Origin of the sequence: Algibacter pacificus, assembly GCF_008033385.1 — a bacterium.
GTDB classification, from domain to species: domain Bacteria; phylum Bacteroidota; class Bacteroidia; order Flavobacteriales; family Flavobacteriaceae; genus Algibacter; species Algibacter pacificus.
The window spans coordinates 381,537-398,891 of the sequence record NZ_VOGY01000001.1 but is presented as its reverse complement, the minus strand read 5'-3'; the positions used below and the strand labels follow the sequence as shown (position 1 = coordinate 398,891).

Sequence of the window (17,355 nt, the reverse complement as noted above, 5' to 3'; positions counted from 1 at the left end):
ATTACTGAAACTTCTTTGTCTTTGTATTACTTTACATTTGCTTTTATACAATCGCTTAGTTTTACTTTTACACGTCAATCTACTTGAACTTAAACCCAGTAATTCATCTCTGAATTTGTTTGATAAAAATACAACATAAAAACGAAAATGAAAAATATTCAGTCAAAAAATATCATAAAAAAATTGCAAGTTGAGGTCAACACGAACTCGGTGACTAAAGCTATGCAAATAAAAGATACTATTGACCTGTTTATAAAAGAAGAAATATACCCAGAAATTGAAGCGCTTTTAAAAAAATATGCTCAGGAAATAGACCATCATTTTATTGAAATAGACACTATAGAAATTGATGTAAACAGCAATAATTACAACGACTTTAAATCTATAATTAAAAGCAAGTTAGATAGCAGTTTAAGGTCTAAAATATCCGATAAAAAACAAACAGTAGACCTTAGTTTTTCTAAAGAAGAAAAAACCATAAACGCGCTTTTATTTTTTATTGAAAACGGACAACTTCCTTGGTGGTATCATTCAGTAGATTTTTTTGATATTGAAGTCATAAACAGCTTCAAAAACAAAAAACAGTACCATCAAAAATTAGTGCATTTATTAAGTAAACCACGAGTGCAAAAACGAGTGATTTATCAATTTAGTTTCACTGAAATTGAAGCGCTTTTTTTAGTCGCTTTTAGTATAAATATCAATCCAGATTATACTTTGAATGAAACGGTTAAAAATAAAATTTTAAACCAACAAAATTACACCTTTTGGTCGCTGTTATTTACCATTGTATTTAATAAATCCAACCCAAACCTCTTAGCTAATATTCATGGGGTCATTGCCAACATTTTAAAGTTAGAAAGCAATAAAAAAGCAAATTATTTTATTATTGAAAAAAGGCAAATTAACAGCCTAATAAACTTAGTTAATTATATAGTTATTCTAACTAAAACCCCTATTTCTATTTCTGAAAATGGTTCCGAAAAAATAATTTTTACCATCAATAAAAACACTAATATTAAAGAGGTTTTAAAGCAAAACTTAAGCTTCGGAAAAAACAATTTGAGCTCCCCTTTTATCTCCTGTTATTATCATAAAGAAAATACACTAAGCACTAATCAAGAAAACTTAGCTATTAAAAGAGATATTAATCTACCCAACGATACTATATCAAAATCAAACATTATAAAAGAAGATTATAACGTTAATACATCGTCTTTTAACGAAGAGCACCAAGTAGAAAAAGACCGTTTAAATCAAAAAAACAAAACTACAGAACTACTCATTCAAAAAGCAGGACTGGTTATCCTTCACCCGTTTTTACCTCAACTATTTAAAACACTCGGTTTCTATATCAAAGGAGAAAAACACATACGCACAGATAAAATTCACGAAGCCACACAGGTCCTTCATTTTTTAGCTACAAAGAATGAATCGCCTTATGAATACGAACTTACATTCGAAAAATTTCTATGCGGAATCCCTTTAAATAGGCCCATAAACAGATTACAAAAACTGTCTTTAAAACAAAAAGAAGAATGTAACAGTTTGCTAGAATCCGTAATAAACCATTGGAGCGCATTAAAAACAAGCAATACAGATACCTTGCGAAGTGGATTTCTAATGCGTGAAGGCAAGCTGACAAAAGAAAAAGACAGTAATAAAATATATGTACAACGCCAAGCGCATGATATTTTACTAGAACGCTTACCATGGGGATTAAGCGTCATTAATTTACCATGGATTACCAATATAACATTTATAGAATGGTAAAATTATAGAATAAAAAAATAAAACCCGTTGGTTAAACCAAGTCGCATAAAATAATTTTAATTATGAAACGAAGAAAAAAAAGACCAGATACAAACACGAACAAAGTAGAGTCGGGAACCTTTTTTCCTGGTGTGCAAAACAAATTAGCAGTTGGTAAACCCGGTGATGCTTATGAAATAGAAGCAGATAAAATGGCCGATACGGTAGTGAATTCTGCAGAGAATGCCAACGTCCAAAAAAAGGATGCTACAGAAGAAGAGATGCAACAAAAACCGTTAATAGATGCCATAACCCCAATTCAAAAACAAACATTGGCTGCGGAAGAAGAAGCGGTTCAAAAACAAGGGATGCCACAAGAAGAAGACTCCATACAAGCTAAGGAAGAAGATCGGGAATAGTTTAAAACTGTAAATAATGAAACGACATAAAAAAAAGAAAAATCATAACGTAGAAAAAAGTGATACAGGCACCTTTTTCCCGCCGCGCTTGGGTAATGGGTTTCAAACAGTTTGCGATGTCGATATTCATCCAGATGATAGGATGAATTATCTTATGCAAAAGGATGTACGCCACGTGGGAACAGGAATTCCAAAAGTAAAAACGCTAGCGTTGGCTAAAGGTTTAAAAAAATCGAACCCTTGTCTTTATGAAGCAACAATGGCTCACGAACAAGTACATGTTAAAAATGCAAAAACCAATTGTAAAGCTTTTAAAAAATGTTTAGATGATGAAGTCGCAAACAATATATTCTCCAACTCCAACAGTACAGAAGAATATAATCATTGTAAACAAAAACATAGCGGTGGCTTAGCTTCAGATTGTAAAAAAGATGAACAAGAGGCTTACAAAAAAACGGTTGAAATAGCCGAAAAACTATTAAAAGAGTCAAAATGTGCTTCAGAAAAAGACAATTTAGCAAAGAATATTAAAATCTGGAAAACTTATGCTGTAACCCCTCCTAATTGTTAAACCAAAATATCATCATGAGAGCTTTTGCAAAACATAACCCAAGTACAAATTCCCATACTTCTCAAAGTCATGGCGATCATTATTTTGGTGTTCAAGCAAAACTTTCGGTAGGAAAACCTAATGATAAATATGAAAAAGAAGCCGATGCTACTGCAGACAAAATAGTGTCTAAATCGAATGAAGCTGGGAACTATTTTGGAAATAACAGCTTCTTCCCTCCGACTCCAAAACCTTCAGTGCAAAAAGTATCAGAAAATGAGGAGCAGATTAAGGAAGCGCCAGAACAAATTCAAGAAAAACCACTAGCAGAAACCCTTACGCCTGTGGTACAACTTCAAGAAAGCGAAGAGCTTCAAGAAAAATGCGAGGATTGCGAAGCGGAAGAAAAACAAATTCAAAAATTACCTTTTGAAGATGTACAAGAAGTTTCAGAAGAAGAACAAATTCAAACCGCCTGTGATACTTGCGAAAAAGACGAATCGGTTCAGCAAAAAGAAAGTATTTCATCAACAGATAACACAAACGCTTTTCCAGCATTAAACTCAAATATCCAGCAATTTCCCGAAGACATTCAGAAAAAAGAAGACGAAGACATTCAGGAACAATCGGAAGAAGATACAGAGGTACAAAAAGTGCAAATGTCCGGCGGCGATGACAGCTCTACATTAGAAAGCAATCTATCGAATTCTAAAGGAGGCGGAAGCCCACTACCTCAAAATACTAAGAACGAAATGGAATCGGGTTTTGGAACCGATTTTAGCGGTGTTCGCGTACATAATGATAGTAATGCGGTGCAAATGAATAAGCAATTAGGTGCACAAGCATTTACAAACGGTAACGACATCTATTTTAATGAAGGTAAATACAACCCAACCAGTAACTCGGGAAAACATTTATTAGCCCACGAGCTAACGCATACGGTGCAACAAGGGGCGTCGATTCAACGGAAGTTGGTTCAAAAAGATGAAGAAAACAATTCTGATGATCCTTTAACTCCAGAAGTAGCACCACCAACAGGGGTAACACCTATAGAAGAAAGCCAAGGAGAATACAGCTTTACGAAAAATAGTTTGGTTTATATTTATAATGATACCAACAATGAATTAATGTTGCCTACTATAAGCATTTCTGACTTTAAAGCTCGCCATGAAAACCAATTCACTAGGCCAATAATAATGCCAACAACCGCTCGAAACACCAACCAAGCTGAAAAATGGAACGACGTTATAGGGCCTAGTGCTGAACAAAAATTAAACCTAAAAATATCCGAAGCTAACAGAACTGGAGGTTATAGTAGAGCGCAAAACGAAGAAAACAAAATTTATTTTTACAAAGGTACCCGAGATCCAGAACTAATTATTTTTGGCACTAGGACGCAACTATTGGAAATTGCTAAAATACCTACTTGGGACGAAAATAATAACCCTACCACTTTTCAAATTGATCATATTGTAGAACATCAATTAGGAGGCGAAGATGAAATAAGTAATTTTGAGCTATTAGAAGCCTCAGCCAATGGGAGTTCTGGGTCTTCTATCGCTTGGGAAATAAATCGAAAAATTAAAGAGGCTTATGATGTATTTGCCTCTCCATACTACCAGCATACTGGTAGAACAGAACGCCCTCAATTACCAAGTAGACCTGGTAGAGCAAATCAATATGCAGGCGCATTTCGACAACATGCCATTTCTTTTATGGATTTCGATTTTGATCTACTAACTCAGTCTGGAATGCCCGATAGGTTTTGGTCTCATCAAGACATATCTCAAGGAGCTCATTTGAATAAATTGGAAGCCCTTACGGGAGATGAAATGAGAGCTATGGGTACCGAAGACGATCCAGCTTTATTTATATCCCCATCGGGTGGTAAAAGAATTAATATTTCAGAAAACGACAGTGAATACCCTGTTAATATTTTTCCTAGAGCCAAATTATTGAGTCGTCCTACTTTTAATGAACAAGGTGGTGAAATGCGAGTTGAAGCCTACAAATCTGGACAAAGACAAAATTCAGAAGTTACTGCGGCATATCCTGATATGACATGGCCGTTGCGCAAAGTTGATGGTACTTACATTTTCCACTTGGATGGAGAAGCGACAAAACAAAGAATGCTACGTGGGGCATTTCAAAGTTTACGACTACCAGGTATGAGCCCTATTCGAATAGACCAATTAGAACTTACTGAAAATGGGTTTATCGGTATAGGGAAAGTACTTCCAACCGTACCACTCATAGCCGATGCAGATATTGACATTGTAATAGATGGTGATGGAATTCGTATGCGAAAACTATTTACGGCCCAAGAATTTAATTTCCCCTCTCCATTTGCAATTAATCAGGCTACACTAGAAGTTTCATTTGGAACCGATGGATTAGCGCTTACTGGACGAGTTGATTTTGGAATAAATAACGTAGGAGAAGGACACATAGAAGCCGCCGCATCTACAGAAAATGGATTCGCTCTAGAAGGTGCTTTCAATTTTGATTCTGAATTATTTGACCCCGCTGAAATTAACATGGATTACAGCAATAATATCTGGACTATAGGTGGTACCATTGGAATTCCTCAAGGAAAAATTCAAGGTGTAAAAAACGCCACGATTACCGCGTCCTATTCTGAAAATACATTTACTGCAAGTGGAGAAGCTGAATTAGACATTCCGGGTATTGAAAGCGGAACAATGAATGTCGTTTACGGCGAAGAAGGTTTTTCTATTGGTGGAGAATTCCAATTAAAAAATGATATTCCTGGTATAAGTGGAGGAAGTGTTTCTGCAACAATCTCGAAAGAAAATGGAGAAGAAGGCTATAATATTATGGTGTCTGGTACGGCTCAACCAGCTATTCCTGGAGTTAATACTGCACTTACGATAACCTACGACAATGGAGCACTAACCATTGAAGGCTCTGCTGCTTATGCTCGTGGAATGCTTAGCGGTACAGTAAACGTAGGAACTACAAATCGTGCAATTGGAGAAGATGGACAACCATCTGGAGATCCCGACGATACCATGCGTGTTTATGGTGGTGGTAGCCTTACATTAACCCTTACGCCATGGTTAGAAGCAACCGCGGGTATCAATTTCTTGCCTAACGGAGAAATTGAAGTAACAGGTAGAATAGGTCTACCAGATAGCGTTGATGTTTTTGACAGAAAATCAATAGAACGCAATTTGTTTAACATGCCAGCCATTGAAATCCCAATTTTTGCCATTCCACTCGGCCCACGAAGTTTAGGTCTCGTTGCTAGAATTACAGGCGGTCTAGACTTCTCTGCCGGGTTTGGCCCAGGGCAATTACGCGATTTATATGCCGATGTTACTTACAACCCAGACCGAGAAGATGAAACAACAATTACTGGACATGGCGAATTTGCAATTCCAGCCGATGCCGGACTAACGTTAAGAGGTGATCTCGGTTTAGGTCTAAGTGTTGGTGTAGCTAGTTTAACAGGTGGAATAGAAATAGCTGGAGCTTTAGGTTTAGAAGGGGAAGCAGCAGCTGAAGTTGATGTAAATTGGAGTCCACAAACAGGATTAGCAATTGATGCCACCGGACGAATTACAGTTAATCCTAAATTCACTTTCGATATCAATGCCTTTGCTAGAGCTAGTTTAGACTTATGGTTAGTTTCAATTTCCGAAACCTGGCGATATAACTTAGCCTCCTTCTCTTGGGGTCCAGATATTCAATTCGGAATTATATTCCCTGTTCATTATCGTGAAGGAGAACCATTTGATATGTCCTTTGACGATATTGATGTTATTTATCCTGAATTAGACATTGGCAACATGGCCACAGGACTAGCCAGAGATGTTAAAGATGATATTTTTTAAAAACAGTATCTATGAAAAAACAAGTGGAACAATTAAATAATGAAGGAGCGGAGCTCTTTTTAATTGGAAAATTTAAAGAGGCAAAATTAAAGTATAAACAAGCTCTAAATATCTCCCCAAACTATCCCACCACATTAAATAATTTGGGCATGATTTACCTTCAAGAAAAAAAATTTAAACAAGCTGAAAAAAATTTTAAGGCAGCCTTTTCAAAGAAAGAAAAAGCCACTTATATGCTAAATTTAGGACATGCTTATGCCAACCAAAACAAACAAAATGAAGCGGAAACCAGCTACCAAAAAAGTATAGAATTAAACCCTAACTCCATAATGGCATGGAAAAGCTTAGCAACGCTATATCAATACAAAAAAGAGTTTCGTAAGTCTGTTAAAACCTGGAAATATATCATTCAACAATTGGATAATGATAACTATTTCAGAATTCAATTAGCAAAAGCTTATATAAAATTAGGTGAATATAAAAATGCACTTGCTGTGCTCGATGAGGCTTCCCATTATGAAAAACATCAAGAATTAATTTGGTATTATTCTGCCTTAATTCACCTCAACACCAAAAATTTTGGATGGGCAAAATCATCCATAATGAAAAGTTTAGCAATACAACCAAACCAAGAAGATTTTCGAGCTTTACTAGCTACAATTCATTTAGCATTATCTGAATTTAATGAAGCCATTTTTCAATGGGATGCTATTCTTAAATTAAATGAGTATAACCATAAGGTTAGAATAGACAAGGCTATCACTTTAATGTCAAAACATTATAATGATGAAGCGCTTTCAGAATTTGAAAAAGTTCTTCAGTATGATGAAACAAATTACAAAGCCCAATTTTACAAAGCTATTGTACTTCTAGAAATGAATAAAAGCAAATCGACAGTAATTAAAATACTTAATAAATTAAAATTAGAAAATCATCCTTATGCTTCAAAAGCTGAGATACTTTTAACAAAAATATCTTAATCTAAAATAAACAGATAAATATTAAAATTTTATAATATGTGGATTAAAGACATACAGCATCTGGATCATCTCAAGAATTTTATAATTGAAAACCTAACCTATCAGGAAGATACCGGATATAACTTTTTGGGAGTATACCCCGGAATAATGATATCAGATGTCCCTATAATTTTAGGAATCCCGAATTCTAAAAACCTAGAAAAAGAACAACAGCAAACCTTATACTATTATGCCTCCATTAATCACCCTACTAAGGGCACAGTAGACTTCAATAAGCTTTCATTTTTAATTTGGGCTTTTAACAATAAACCGGTATCGATATTAAAATTACATATAGTCTATTTTGATACTGGTGAAGATGCCGAAGCTCATAAAGTGTTTGTTCACGATTTGATAAAAGGGCTTATTATGAAATTTGGAAAACCAATAAAGAAAAGTTTACGAAATGGAAAGGAAAGACTGCTATATCAAATAGGATATAGTGAACTTCATCTATGGCAGAGTTCTGATGGCCTACGGATACAAATCAAAAAAAAGAGCTCCAAAGTTAGATAAACTTGAAGCACATAATATTGCTTAATTAATAAAAATCAAAAATCATGAAAACACTTAAATACCGCTCAACAGGTGAAGAAGTACATCTTCTTGCCGAAATATTGGTAAGTCTTGGATACGAGGTTTACGTTTCTACATACTTTGGAAAAGACATAGATGAGGCTGTCAAGGACTTTCAGAAGATAAACAATTTGGTTATTGATGGTGTAGTTGGCCCGAAAACCTGGTCGAAACTTATAGAAGCTCAAAACCAAATCACTAGTTTTAATGATAAATTTATGTCGGAGCAAGATCTTATTGATTTTTCAACTAAATACCATTTAGAACTCGCTGCGGTAAAAGCCGTAAACGAAATTGAAAGTAACGGAAAAGGATTCTTGCTCGACGGTCGTCCTAGAATTTTATTCGAAGGACATATTTTCTGGAAAGAACTTGTAAAAAGAGGGCTTAACCCAAACGATTTTGTAAACGACAGAACCAAAAACGTACTCTATCCATCTTGGTCTAAGAAGTATTACGATGGTGGAAAACAAGAATATGATCGTCTAGAAAAAGCAGCAGGAATGAGCGATTTAGACGAAGTTCACGATGCCGCTTATGCATCTGCTTCTTATGGTGCTTTTCAAATTATGGGCTTCCATTTTGAAAGTTTAGGATTTCCAAGTGTAGATAGTTTTGTGGCTTATTTTTATACACACGAAAAAGCGCATTTGGAAGTCTTTGGGAAATTTTGTGAAGCCAATAATTTAACCAGACATTTACGAGCCAAAGACTGGGCTTCTTTTGCAAGAGGATATAACGGTTCGGGATATAAACAGAATAAATATGATACCAAACTATTAAGTGCGTACAACAAATATAAATAATGGACAAAACAACGGTAAACACAGAGCTTAATATACTTTTTTCTTTTCTAAAAGAAGTCATTTCTTGGCGCATTAAAAACCCTGATGGTGATATAATAACCTACGCACCAAAACTTTCTTTAAAGGATTTAGATAAATCGGTAACCGCCCAATTTATTACTAATATGGAGTTATCTACAATAGAAACTATTATCTTTTTATTGGCCTTAACGCCTCATATTTTACCCGATTTCTTTCTAAATTGTATTGCTGAAAGTTATCCCTCTGGAACCGACTTACCGCAATTTGGAGGCGTAAAAGGAAAACAGCACCGTGGCATTCTTCCAACGGGAGAAACCGTTCAATTTATTATTGCCGGAAACCATATTGAAAACCGAATAGATTGTATGCGCTTTTTTACCAAGGCCTCTAGGTTTGAAACCCATAGAATCCTTTATTTAGAAACTATGCCTTCGGGAGAACCACTGCTAAGTGGCAAAATTTTATTGTATCCTGAAACTTTATATTTAGTAACGATAGGCAGCATTCCTCCACCAAAAATGAGTGCTCAATTTCCAGCCGAAAAACTCGATACCGAATTATCTTGGGACGATTTAATTTTGAACACCAAAACGATTAGCGAAATAAAAGAGTTAGAAATATGGCTTAAATACAATAATATTTTCTTAGAAGCATGGGGCATGAAAAATCGGGTAAAAGCTGGTTATCGTACTATTTTTCATGGTCCACCCGGTACAGGAAAAACTTTAACAGCCGCTTTACTCGGAAAATACACGGGTAAAGATGTTTATAGAATAGACTTGAGCACCGTTGTTTCAAAATACATAGGTGAAACCGAGAAAAATTTGTCCAATTTATTTGACAAAGCGGCTCATAAAAATTGGATTCTGTTTTTTGATGAAGCTGATGCTATTTTCGGAAAACGCACTAATGTTCAAAGTTCTAACGATAAATTCGCCAATCAAGAAGTTTCATATTTACTTCAACGTGTAGAATCGCACCCCGGATTGGTTATACTCGCAACCAATTTTAAAGACAATATAGATGAAGCTTTTATGAGACGGTTTCAATCTATTTGCGAATTTCAATTGCCTACTGGAAAAGAACGTTATTTAATGTGGAAAACAAATTTACCCGAACAACTTTATTTGGACCCCAAAATAGACCTTGCTGATATTGCCGAAAAGTATGAAGTTACTGGGTCTAACATTATTAACATTATACAATATTGTAGTATAAAAGTGCTTAGTTTAAATACAAATACTCTTCATTATGATTTACTTATTGAAGGAATAAAAAAGGAATATCTTAAAGAAAATAAATTATTTTAATTAGAATAAAGCATAAAAAAACCTTGCAAATATTAATTTGTAAGGTTTTTTTATGCTTTAACACTAGAAAGTTACATTACTTTAGGAACTTTTACCGTGTCACTATTTAAAACTATTAACTTAGTTATCAATTAAGTTTTCGTTTCTATATCCTGTATTATCTTTATACCAATCTTGATAATCTACACCACCAGATTCAGCCCAGTTTATAAAGAAATTATAAGCATCGGTAACATCTATTTTTTCTTTTGGAACTTTAAAATCATGAATAATACTTATTGCCCAAGGAAATCCATTCTCTGAAATAAAGTTACCATCGCCATCTTTATTAACTCCCTCAAAATCGTCACTTTGCTTTCCTAAACTAGTAAGGTTTCTATATGGCAAATGAATTTCTTTTTCTCTATCTTTATTAACAATAATAAACGGATTAAATGGTGCAACCCCTAAATCTGCAGTGCTTATAGGTTCTACAAATGTAACCGAAATAGTTGTTTCATTTAATATATTGTCAACATCATCTGCTAAAATAATCACGGCATTATCCTGATTTGCTTCGGTGCCATTTGCATTTAATTCGATATAGTTATGTGTATAAACCGCACCAGAGACACTTTCAATTAGCGAAGGTTTTAAACCTTCAATTTCAAATCCAATACCGTTAGTATTCCCTGCACCATTGGCTTTAATATTACATATAAAATCTAATCTTACCGCTAAGTTATCGGCATTTAATATAGCAATAGCTTGGTAACTTAAGGCAGCATCATTAAAATCATAATCGCCAGTTGAAGGCCATAAATCTTCAAAAGCAATGGTTCCTTTTCCATATTTACTTGGCGTAAAGGACTCGAAAGCAGCCTCGGCATCATCTGGAAACGCATCATCTTGATCTAAAATACCATCGCCATCGGTATCAGTTTCATCGATTACATCGGAATAGACTCTAAATGTGGTTAAATCGTTTATTGTTCTTCTAAAACTTGTACCATTTTTAGCACTTGCTCCATAATTATATTTCCAACCTCCAGTTTGCGTATCCATGATAATTAAATCTGAACTACTTGAATTATCTGCTAACCACAATTCTTCTTTAGAATCAAAAGTCATAGATGTTGGTTTAAACGGTAAGTTATCGGCACTTATTCTAGTACTTTGGTAATCGTTATTAGAATCTAAATCTAATTTATACAAACCAGAAAAAGAACATAAATATAGCGTACCATCATCGGCAAAAGCCAAATCACCACCTCCTGTGTTATGAAGCCCAATAATTTTCCAGGTGTTTAATTTAGCACCTGTAGAAGGATTAAACGTGTAAAGCTTATCTAGATTAGAAAAATACAATAAACCATCGGCGGTATTAAAATCCAATCTTGGACCTCCTATGCCTAAGTTTGCAATTGTAGACCACTCATCATTAACAATAGAGTATTTCATTAAAGGAAATGGACTACTTCTACCTATAGAATATAACACTTTATTTTCTTGATCAATGGCACAGGTCCAACTTCCCATTGGCATAGTAGATAAATCTGTAAGCTCCCCGGTTAAGGGATCTACTTGAAATAATTGACCAGAACCATTTACACAGTATAAATAATCGGTTACACTTGCAGTAGCATTAGATTTTGCTGAGGTTTTAGCTTGCGAAACATTGAAAGTCACTTCTTGATTTACAATATCTTCAATAGATGAAGAAAAGTTAAGATTTTCATTTCTACGAATGTAAACCTTATTATAAAATTTAGGTAAATTAACAGTTTGTGTTATTGTTCCATTATTTACAACACCACTAAAAATTAATTGATCTAAAACCTCGGATTTGTAAACCGTTTCTGTTACCGTTTCTCCTTCTTCATTTTCATAAGTTTCTGTTCCCGCATCGTATAATTCATCTGTATAGGCATAGACATCATATTTAGCATAACTTGAATTATCTACAATATTAATTGTTACATCGTGCGATGTGCTAAAATCGAACCCATCGGGTATAACTAATATAGGTCCTGTTTCTTCTTCAATAATAATATTCTCATCTGCATCTGGTTCTGAAAAACTACAGCTTGTTAACATCATGAGAGCTAAACTAAGGGTTAAAAACTTATTTATTTGGTGATTCATAGTATTTAGGGGTTTTGGTTTTTGTTTCTAAAGGCTTAAATATGAGCTTTTAATTTACGCAATTATTTGTTTTAAAAGAATTAATAGTCTAATTTAAATATGTTCTAATTATTTATTAATTTAAAAGTATTTAAACTTTTTATTTGATAAAGGTAATCTTACATTTCTTGTTAATCCTTTGGTTTTAGTTGATTTCAATTTAACTATAGATGAATGGAATATATCTAAAGATTAACAAAAATGATTATTCTACAAATGCCATGGCATCTGGCACCTTTCCTGTACCAATGGTACTAACAACTTTAAAGGTTTTCATATCAATAACTTCTATTTTATTTGCATTAGAATTAGACACAAAGGCATACAATCCGTTGGGATGCATTAAAATATTAACGGGTCTAGGTGTATGATACAATATCCGTTCTAATAATGTGTTTTTACCATGAAGCATTATTGATTTTAATTTCTGTTTAGATTGCTGATTATAGACATAAATGGTACCATCATGCGCATTAGCCAGTAAACAATACTTACCATCGATTGAGAATTTAAGTTTTAAAGGCTCATGGCCGGTTGTTAAAGTATCTACAACATCATAAGTTGAAGTATTTATTATAGTAATGGAACGCTCTTTAACATTAGAAACCCATAGTTCCGATCCATCAGGGGTGATATCAATTCCTTTTCTTCCCAACCCGCAAGGAATAATTTTAACGACCTTATTCATTTTTAAATCAATAACACTCACCGAACTCGAATTTACATTGGTAACATAAGCCATTGGTATCGTGGGATGCATAACGACAAGATGACTCTTTTTTTGTTTGGTTTCAATTTGTTTTTCAATACTATCGGTTTGGATGTTAAGCACAAAAAAAGTGTCACGAACATAATCTATAACAGCCACTTTATTGGGTTCTGGATAAGCTGTAATGCCATTTGCTTTTATATTTTCTTTTAAAGCTATTGTTTTTTGAAGTTTATTAGTTTTTGTATTTATAACTTTAACAATGTTACCTTCATTAAGCTCATAATTAGTAAGTACCATGCTATTTTGATTTTTAGTAATTACCGCTTCATGCGAAAGCATATCAATGGGAATTTTGGCTATTTCTTTGCCTGAAAACAAATCAAAAACCTGTACATCTTCACTAACTTTGTTTACAATATATAGTTTACCACTAGTTTGTATGGAGTAAGATGGTAATCTAACCTTAAAAATAAAAAGTTGTACTACTAAACCTAGTACTATAAAAGCTATTAAACTATATTTTAAACGCTTCATAAAAATCGTGAAAATAAATGACGTAATTCTTAAACATGATGCCGCTATCTTATTAGGATTAACTAGCGCGTTTAGATCGTTCCCAATTTACCGATTGCGACTTTTTCATATACCTAAAAAAGCCTAACACTACAGATAAATTCATAATGAAAAAATAATAGGGAACAAATAATAATTTTATTTTTATCGATTTATTTTCTAAAAACCAACCAGTTAGAGCGGCAATATAAAAAAGCATTTGGAGCCAAAACAATATGGAATAAACCCCGAAATTTAAAAGGCCTTCATTATAAGCCAATACAAACGAAACAGGAATTAAGAGTAATAAGCTAAGCGGCGTTAATGTCCAACGCAATACACGATGAGATATATATTGAAAAGAAAGTGTTCCGTATTTAAATATATTTAATAATGAACGTAAGCGTATTACAGATTGAATACCCCCAGCAGAAATTCTTATTTTCCGTTTTAATTCTTCTTTAACATTGGCCGAAGCCGATTCTATGGCGTATGCTTCGGGGTCGTATTGAATGGTATAGCCATCTTGAGCCACTCGTAATGAAATCATAAAATCATCTAATATAGTGTCTTTTTCAACATGGCGATATAATGCGGTTCTAATAGCAAATAATTCGCCAGCTGCACCAACAACAGAATACAACTCGGCATCCCATTTTTTTAATGCCGACTCATATTTCCAATATATCCCCTCTCCTGCTCCAGACGCCACATCGCTTTCTTTATCTATAATGCGTTTTTCTCCTGAAACACAACCTACTTTTGGATTCCCAAATAAATTAACAATTCGTCTTATCGATTCTTTACCGAGATTTGTATTGGCATCACTAAAAATAACAATTGGCGTTTTTACAAAATCCATACCTCTATTCATCGCACCAATTTTACCATTTCTGGCTTCTAAATGATGTACGGTTGTATTGGGGTAGCCTTGTAATAAATCTGGCGTACCATCATCCGAACCATCAGTAACCCAAATAATATTTAATTTCTCCTTCGGATATTCGAGCGCTAATGTATTTTTCATTTTTGCTGCTACATAATCTTTTTCATTATAAGCGGCTATAAATAGTGTGACTTCTGGCTCGTAAGTTGAATCGATTTTCACTTTATTACCAATATTAAAAGCGCGTCTAATTTTAATAATGATATATAATAAAATACCGTAACCAACGTATGTATATACAATGATAAATAATAGCAACCAGAATATAATTTTTAATGCAATCATAAATTTTATTTTAAGATGAGTATTTATCGTTAATAAATTTCCCTAGGACATTTTGAAACTCTAAAGCTCTACTCTCCCATGAGTTTAACTTAGCAAAGGCAATTCTTTCTTTTATTAATGCATCGTTATCATTTTTTAATTCATTTTCAATATGCGATTTAAACAGTGTTTTATTCTCTGCTGATTTCACCATGGATTTAAAATCGGATAAGTTGGCAAAGGCCGTCATAACCACAGGAACTCCAACCGCTAAATATTCATTAATTTTTAAAGGATATATGTTTTTATTGACTTCATTCATTTTATAAGGAATGATGCCTAAATCGTATTTTGATAATAACTCCGGAACTTCATGAGCTTTTACCGAAGTAAAAAAGGCAACATTATCGTATTTTGATAAGCGCTCTTTTATGTCATGGTTTAACAAATAACCTGTAAATTCAAAAAGTACCTGAGGCAATTCTTTAATAGCATATTCCATAGTATCTATATCGAACCTAAAATCTAAGGATCCTATATAGCCTACTTTTTTCACACTGGAAACACTTGAAACGGTTGTTTTAGCGTGAGGTACAAATAATTTAAAATCTACCCCGTTTTTAACTACATGACATTGTGGATTTAATTTCTTTTTTTCGGCATTTAAATAATCGGAAGTAGTTATTATACCATCCACTTCCTTACAAAATTGCTGTTCAATATTATAGATTCTCGATTTATGTCTTTGTGTATCCATACCGTCATAACAGTAATAAACATTCAAAAATTCTTTCAATTGTCCAATCATTTGTAAACCATACATGGGGTTGTATGCCGTAATAATTATTGGATTATTTAAATTCAATTTTTTAATCGTATTTCGAAGTTGATATTTATAAATTAATACATTAATCTTGAATAAAAATTTAAAAACAGATTCATTATTAATAAAATCTACTGGTAAAACAGGAGGCATCACTAAATGTTTTACAATAGCACCAGTATCCGTTTTCTCATCTATCATTCTTTTTTTTAAACCTAGCATTCTAGAAACTTGAGCCCTTTGTTTTCCTAATAAAGACATGATAACATCTTTAATTGTAAAAGGATATTCAATAAAAACAACAGCGTTTTTTTCTGCTAAAAGCGATAACAATTGCACTGTAGATTTTGTATATTCACCATGCCATGTGGTTTGAGAAATACAAATAATATCTTTGCCTTCTATCATGATCTGTTATTTTTTTGAATTTTCTAAATACATTAACTCATATTGTTTTAAATACTCCTTTGCCATATTTTTCCAAGAAAACTGTTTACTGCGTTCTAAACCTTTTTCGCAAAGCGATTTTCTATAATCCTCATTATTTAAAATTTTAATGATGCCTTCGGTTATTTCTTCAGGTTTAAACGGATCGACAATATGGGCTGCATCTCCAGAAACTTCGGGCATTGATGAGGTGTTTGAGGTAATTACAGGCGCATTACAAGACATGGCTTCCAACATTGGAATACCAAAGCTTTCTCTAAGTGATGGATATAAAAACACGTCACATTGTGAATAAATAGCGGGTAAATCGGTATTAACAACATAGCCGGTTAAAACGATATTGTTTATAAGATTTGTGTCGTTAATTTCAACTAATAACTTATTAAGCTCAATTTTATCATAATCTAACATTACCAATTTGTGATTTGAACCTGTTTGTTTCAAAAAATCTGAAAAGGCTTTTAAAGTTCCTTTTGTATTTTTTTTAGGGTCTGTATTTCCTAAGAAAAAGAAAAAATTATCGGGTAAATGATACTTTTCTTTTACGCGCTTAAGTTCCGCTTTACTTGTAACAGGTTTAAAATGTTCGCTAACACCATTATAAATGGCATCTAATTTACTATCGCCTTTAATCCCAAAGAATTCACCAATTCTATTTTTCTCAAAATGAGATACTGTAATTACCTTTTTACTGTTTTTAACAACCCGAGGCACTACCATTTTTCGATAAATATTTCCAAATTTCTGATAGGTACTTGCTCTACTTTTTAGAATTTGGAAATAGCTACTTTCCATGTAAATAATGTCGTGTAAAATAGTAATTAAAGGAATATCTAAAAAAAATGGAGCCGTATTACTTGTACAATGCAAAATATCGCAACCGTATGCTTTTGCCGCCTTTGGCAATGCTATTTGTTCCCAGGTTGGATAAGGTCCACCTTTTAATTCTACAATTTTAAAATTCGATGTTTCTTGCAAAGCAGCACGATCTTCATCGGGTTTTACAAAGATGATATATTCGTTTTTATGGTCGATAATTTGAAGGTTTTTTATAAGCTCCAAAGCCACCATATCCATACCGTGTTTCTTTTTTCTAAAAAGCCGTTGTCCTTCAATACCTATTTTCATAATGTACTAT

General features: G+C 33.5%; 13 protein-coding genes. 8 read left to right on the top strand and 5 right to left on the bottom strand.

All coding sequences use genetic code 11. The annotated features are described in order from the left end of the window. Positions 1-147: 147 nt before the first annotated feature. From FQU21_RS02210 to FQU21_RS02175, 8 genes are all read left to right on the top strand, one after another. Positions 148-1,773 (top strand): contractile injection system tape measure protein, encoded by a 1,626-nt coding sequence (locus tag FQU21_RS02210; RefSeq protein WP_147676391.1) that lies wholly within the window; start codon positions 148-150, stop codon positions 1,771-1,773. Positions 1,774-1,835: 62 nt separating this feature from the next. Continuing rightward, on the top strand, positions 1,836-2,171 hold the full coding sequence (locus tag FQU21_RS02205) for a hypothetical protein (protein WP_147676390.1): 336 nt from the start codon (positions 1,836-1,838) through the stop codon (positions 2,169-2,171). 16 nt (positions 2,172-2,187) lie between these two features. Then, positions 2,188-2,742, top strand: coding sequence for a hypothetical protein (locus tag FQU21_RS02200; protein WP_147676389.1), 555 nt, complete (start codon positions 2,188-2,190; stop codon positions 2,740-2,742). A gap of 14 nt (positions 2,743-2,756) precedes the next feature. Then, positions 2,757-6,578, top strand: coding sequence for an eCIS core domain-containing protein (locus tag FQU21_RS02195; RefSeq protein WP_147676388.1), 3,822 nt, complete (start codon positions 2,757-2,759; stop codon positions 6,576-6,578). A gap of 11 nt (positions 6,579-6,589) precedes the next feature. Next, on the top strand, positions 6,590-7,558 hold the full coding sequence (locus tag FQU21_RS02190; protein ID WP_147676387.1) for a tetratricopeptide repeat protein: 969 nt from the start codon (positions 6,590-6,592) through the stop codon (positions 7,556-7,558). Positions 7,559-7,594: 36 nt separating this feature from the next. Next, a complete protein-coding gene (locus FQU21_RS02185) occupies positions 7,595-8,113 on the top strand; it encodes a hypothetical protein (protein ID WP_147676386.1) in 519 nt (172 codons plus the stop codon). A gap of 44 nt (positions 8,114-8,157) precedes the next feature. Continuing rightward, complete coding sequence (locus FQU21_RS02180) at positions 8,158-8,979, top strand: N-acetylmuramidase domain-containing protein (protein ID WP_147676385.1); 822 nt, start codon at positions 8,158-8,160, stop codon at positions 8,977-8,979. Continuing rightward, positions 8,979-10,310 (top strand): ATP-binding protein, encoded by a 1,332-nt coding sequence (locus FQU21_RS02175; RefSeq protein ID WP_147676384.1) that lies wholly within the window; start codon positions 8,979-8,981, stop codon positions 10,308-10,310. The genes FQU21_RS02180 and FQU21_RS02175 overlap by 1 nt, the downstream gene beginning before the upstream one ends. 120 nt (positions 10,311-10,430) lie before the next feature. Here FQU21_RS02175 and FQU21_RS02170 read toward each other — a convergent pair whose 3' ends face one another. From FQU21_RS02170 to FQU21_RS02150, 5 genes are all read right to left on the bottom strand, one after another. Next, complete coding sequence (locus FQU21_RS02170; RefSeq protein WP_147676383.1) at positions 10,431-12,434, bottom strand: LruC domain-containing protein; 2,004 nt, start codon at positions 12,432-12,434, stop codon at positions 10,431-10,433. A 244-nt stretch (positions 12,435-12,678) separates the two neighbouring features. Then, positions 12,679-13,719: a YncE family protein gene (locus FQU21_RS02165; RefSeq protein ID WP_246124723.1), complete on the bottom strand. Its 1,041-nt coding sequence runs from the start codon at positions 13,717-13,719 to the stop codon at positions 12,679-12,681. Between the two features lie 58 nt (positions 13,720-13,777). Then, a complete protein-coding gene (locus FQU21_RS02160) occupies positions 13,778-14,968 on the bottom strand; it encodes a glycosyltransferase family 2 protein (RefSeq protein ID WP_147676381.1) in 1,191 nt (396 codons plus the stop codon). 10 nt (positions 14,969-14,978) lie between these two features. Further along, a complete protein-coding gene (locus FQU21_RS02155) occupies positions 14,979-16,178 on the bottom strand; it encodes a glycosyltransferase (RefSeq protein ID WP_147676380.1) in 1,200 nt (399 codons plus the stop codon). Positions 16,179-16,184: 6 nt separating this feature from the next. Then, entirely contained in the window at positions 16,185-17,345 is a 1,161-nt protein-coding gene (locus FQU21_RS02150) for a glycosyltransferase family 4 protein (protein ID WP_147676379.1), read from the bottom strand. Positions 17,346-17,355 lie beyond the last annotated feature (10 nt).

Excerpts from the sequence above, each read along its gene's own strand:
- FQU21_RS02210 (WP_147676391.1), top strand. The coding sequence starts at position 148 with ATGAAAAATATTCAGTCAAAAAATATCATAAAAAAATTGCAAGTTGAG.
- FQU21_RS02205 (WP_147676390.1), top strand. The coding sequence starts at position 1,836 with ATGAAACGAAGAAAAAAAAGACCAGATACAAACACGAACAAAGTAGAG.
- FQU21_RS02200 (WP_147676389.1), top strand. The coding sequence starts at position 2,188 with ATGAAACGACATAAAAAAAAGAAAAATCATAACGTAGAAAAAAGTGAT.
- FQU21_RS02195 (WP_147676388.1), top strand. The coding sequence starts at position 2,757 with ATGAGAGCTTTTGCAAAACATAACCCAAGTACAAATTCCCATACTTCT.
- FQU21_RS02190 (WP_147676387.1), top strand. The coding sequence starts at position 6,590 with ATGAAAAAACAAGTGGAACAATTAAATAATGAAGGAGCGGAGCTCTTT.
- FQU21_RS02185 (WP_147676386.1), top strand. The coding sequence starts at position 7,595 with ATGTGGATTAAAGACATACAGCATCTGGATCATCTCAAGAATTTTATA.
- FQU21_RS02180 (WP_147676385.1), top strand. The coding sequence starts at position 8,158 with ATGAAAACACTTAAATACCGCTCAACAGGTGAAGAAGTACATCTTCTT.
- FQU21_RS02175 (WP_147676384.1), top strand. The coding sequence starts at position 8,979 with ATGGACAAAACAACGGTAAACACAGAGCTTAATATACTTTTTTCTTTT.
- FQU21_RS02170 (WP_147676383.1), bottom strand. The coding sequence starts at position 12,434 with ATGAATCACCAAATAAATAAGTTTTTAACCCTTAGTTTAGCTCTCATG.
- FQU21_RS02165 (WP_246124723.1), bottom strand. The coding sequence starts at position 13,719 with ATGAAGCGTTTAAAATATAGTTTAATAGCTTTTATAGTACTAGGTTTA.
- FQU21_RS02160 (WP_147676381.1), bottom strand. The coding sequence starts at position 14,968 with ATGATTGCATTAAAAATTATATTCTGGTTGCTATTATTTATCATTGTA.
- FQU21_RS02155 (WP_147676380.1), bottom strand. The coding sequence starts at position 16,178 with ATGATAGAAGGCAAAGATATTATTTGTATTTCTCAAACCACATGGCAT.
- FQU21_RS02150 (WP_147676379.1), bottom strand. The coding sequence starts at position 17,345 with ATGAAAATAGGTATTGAAGGACAACGGCTTTTTAGAAAAAAGAAACAC.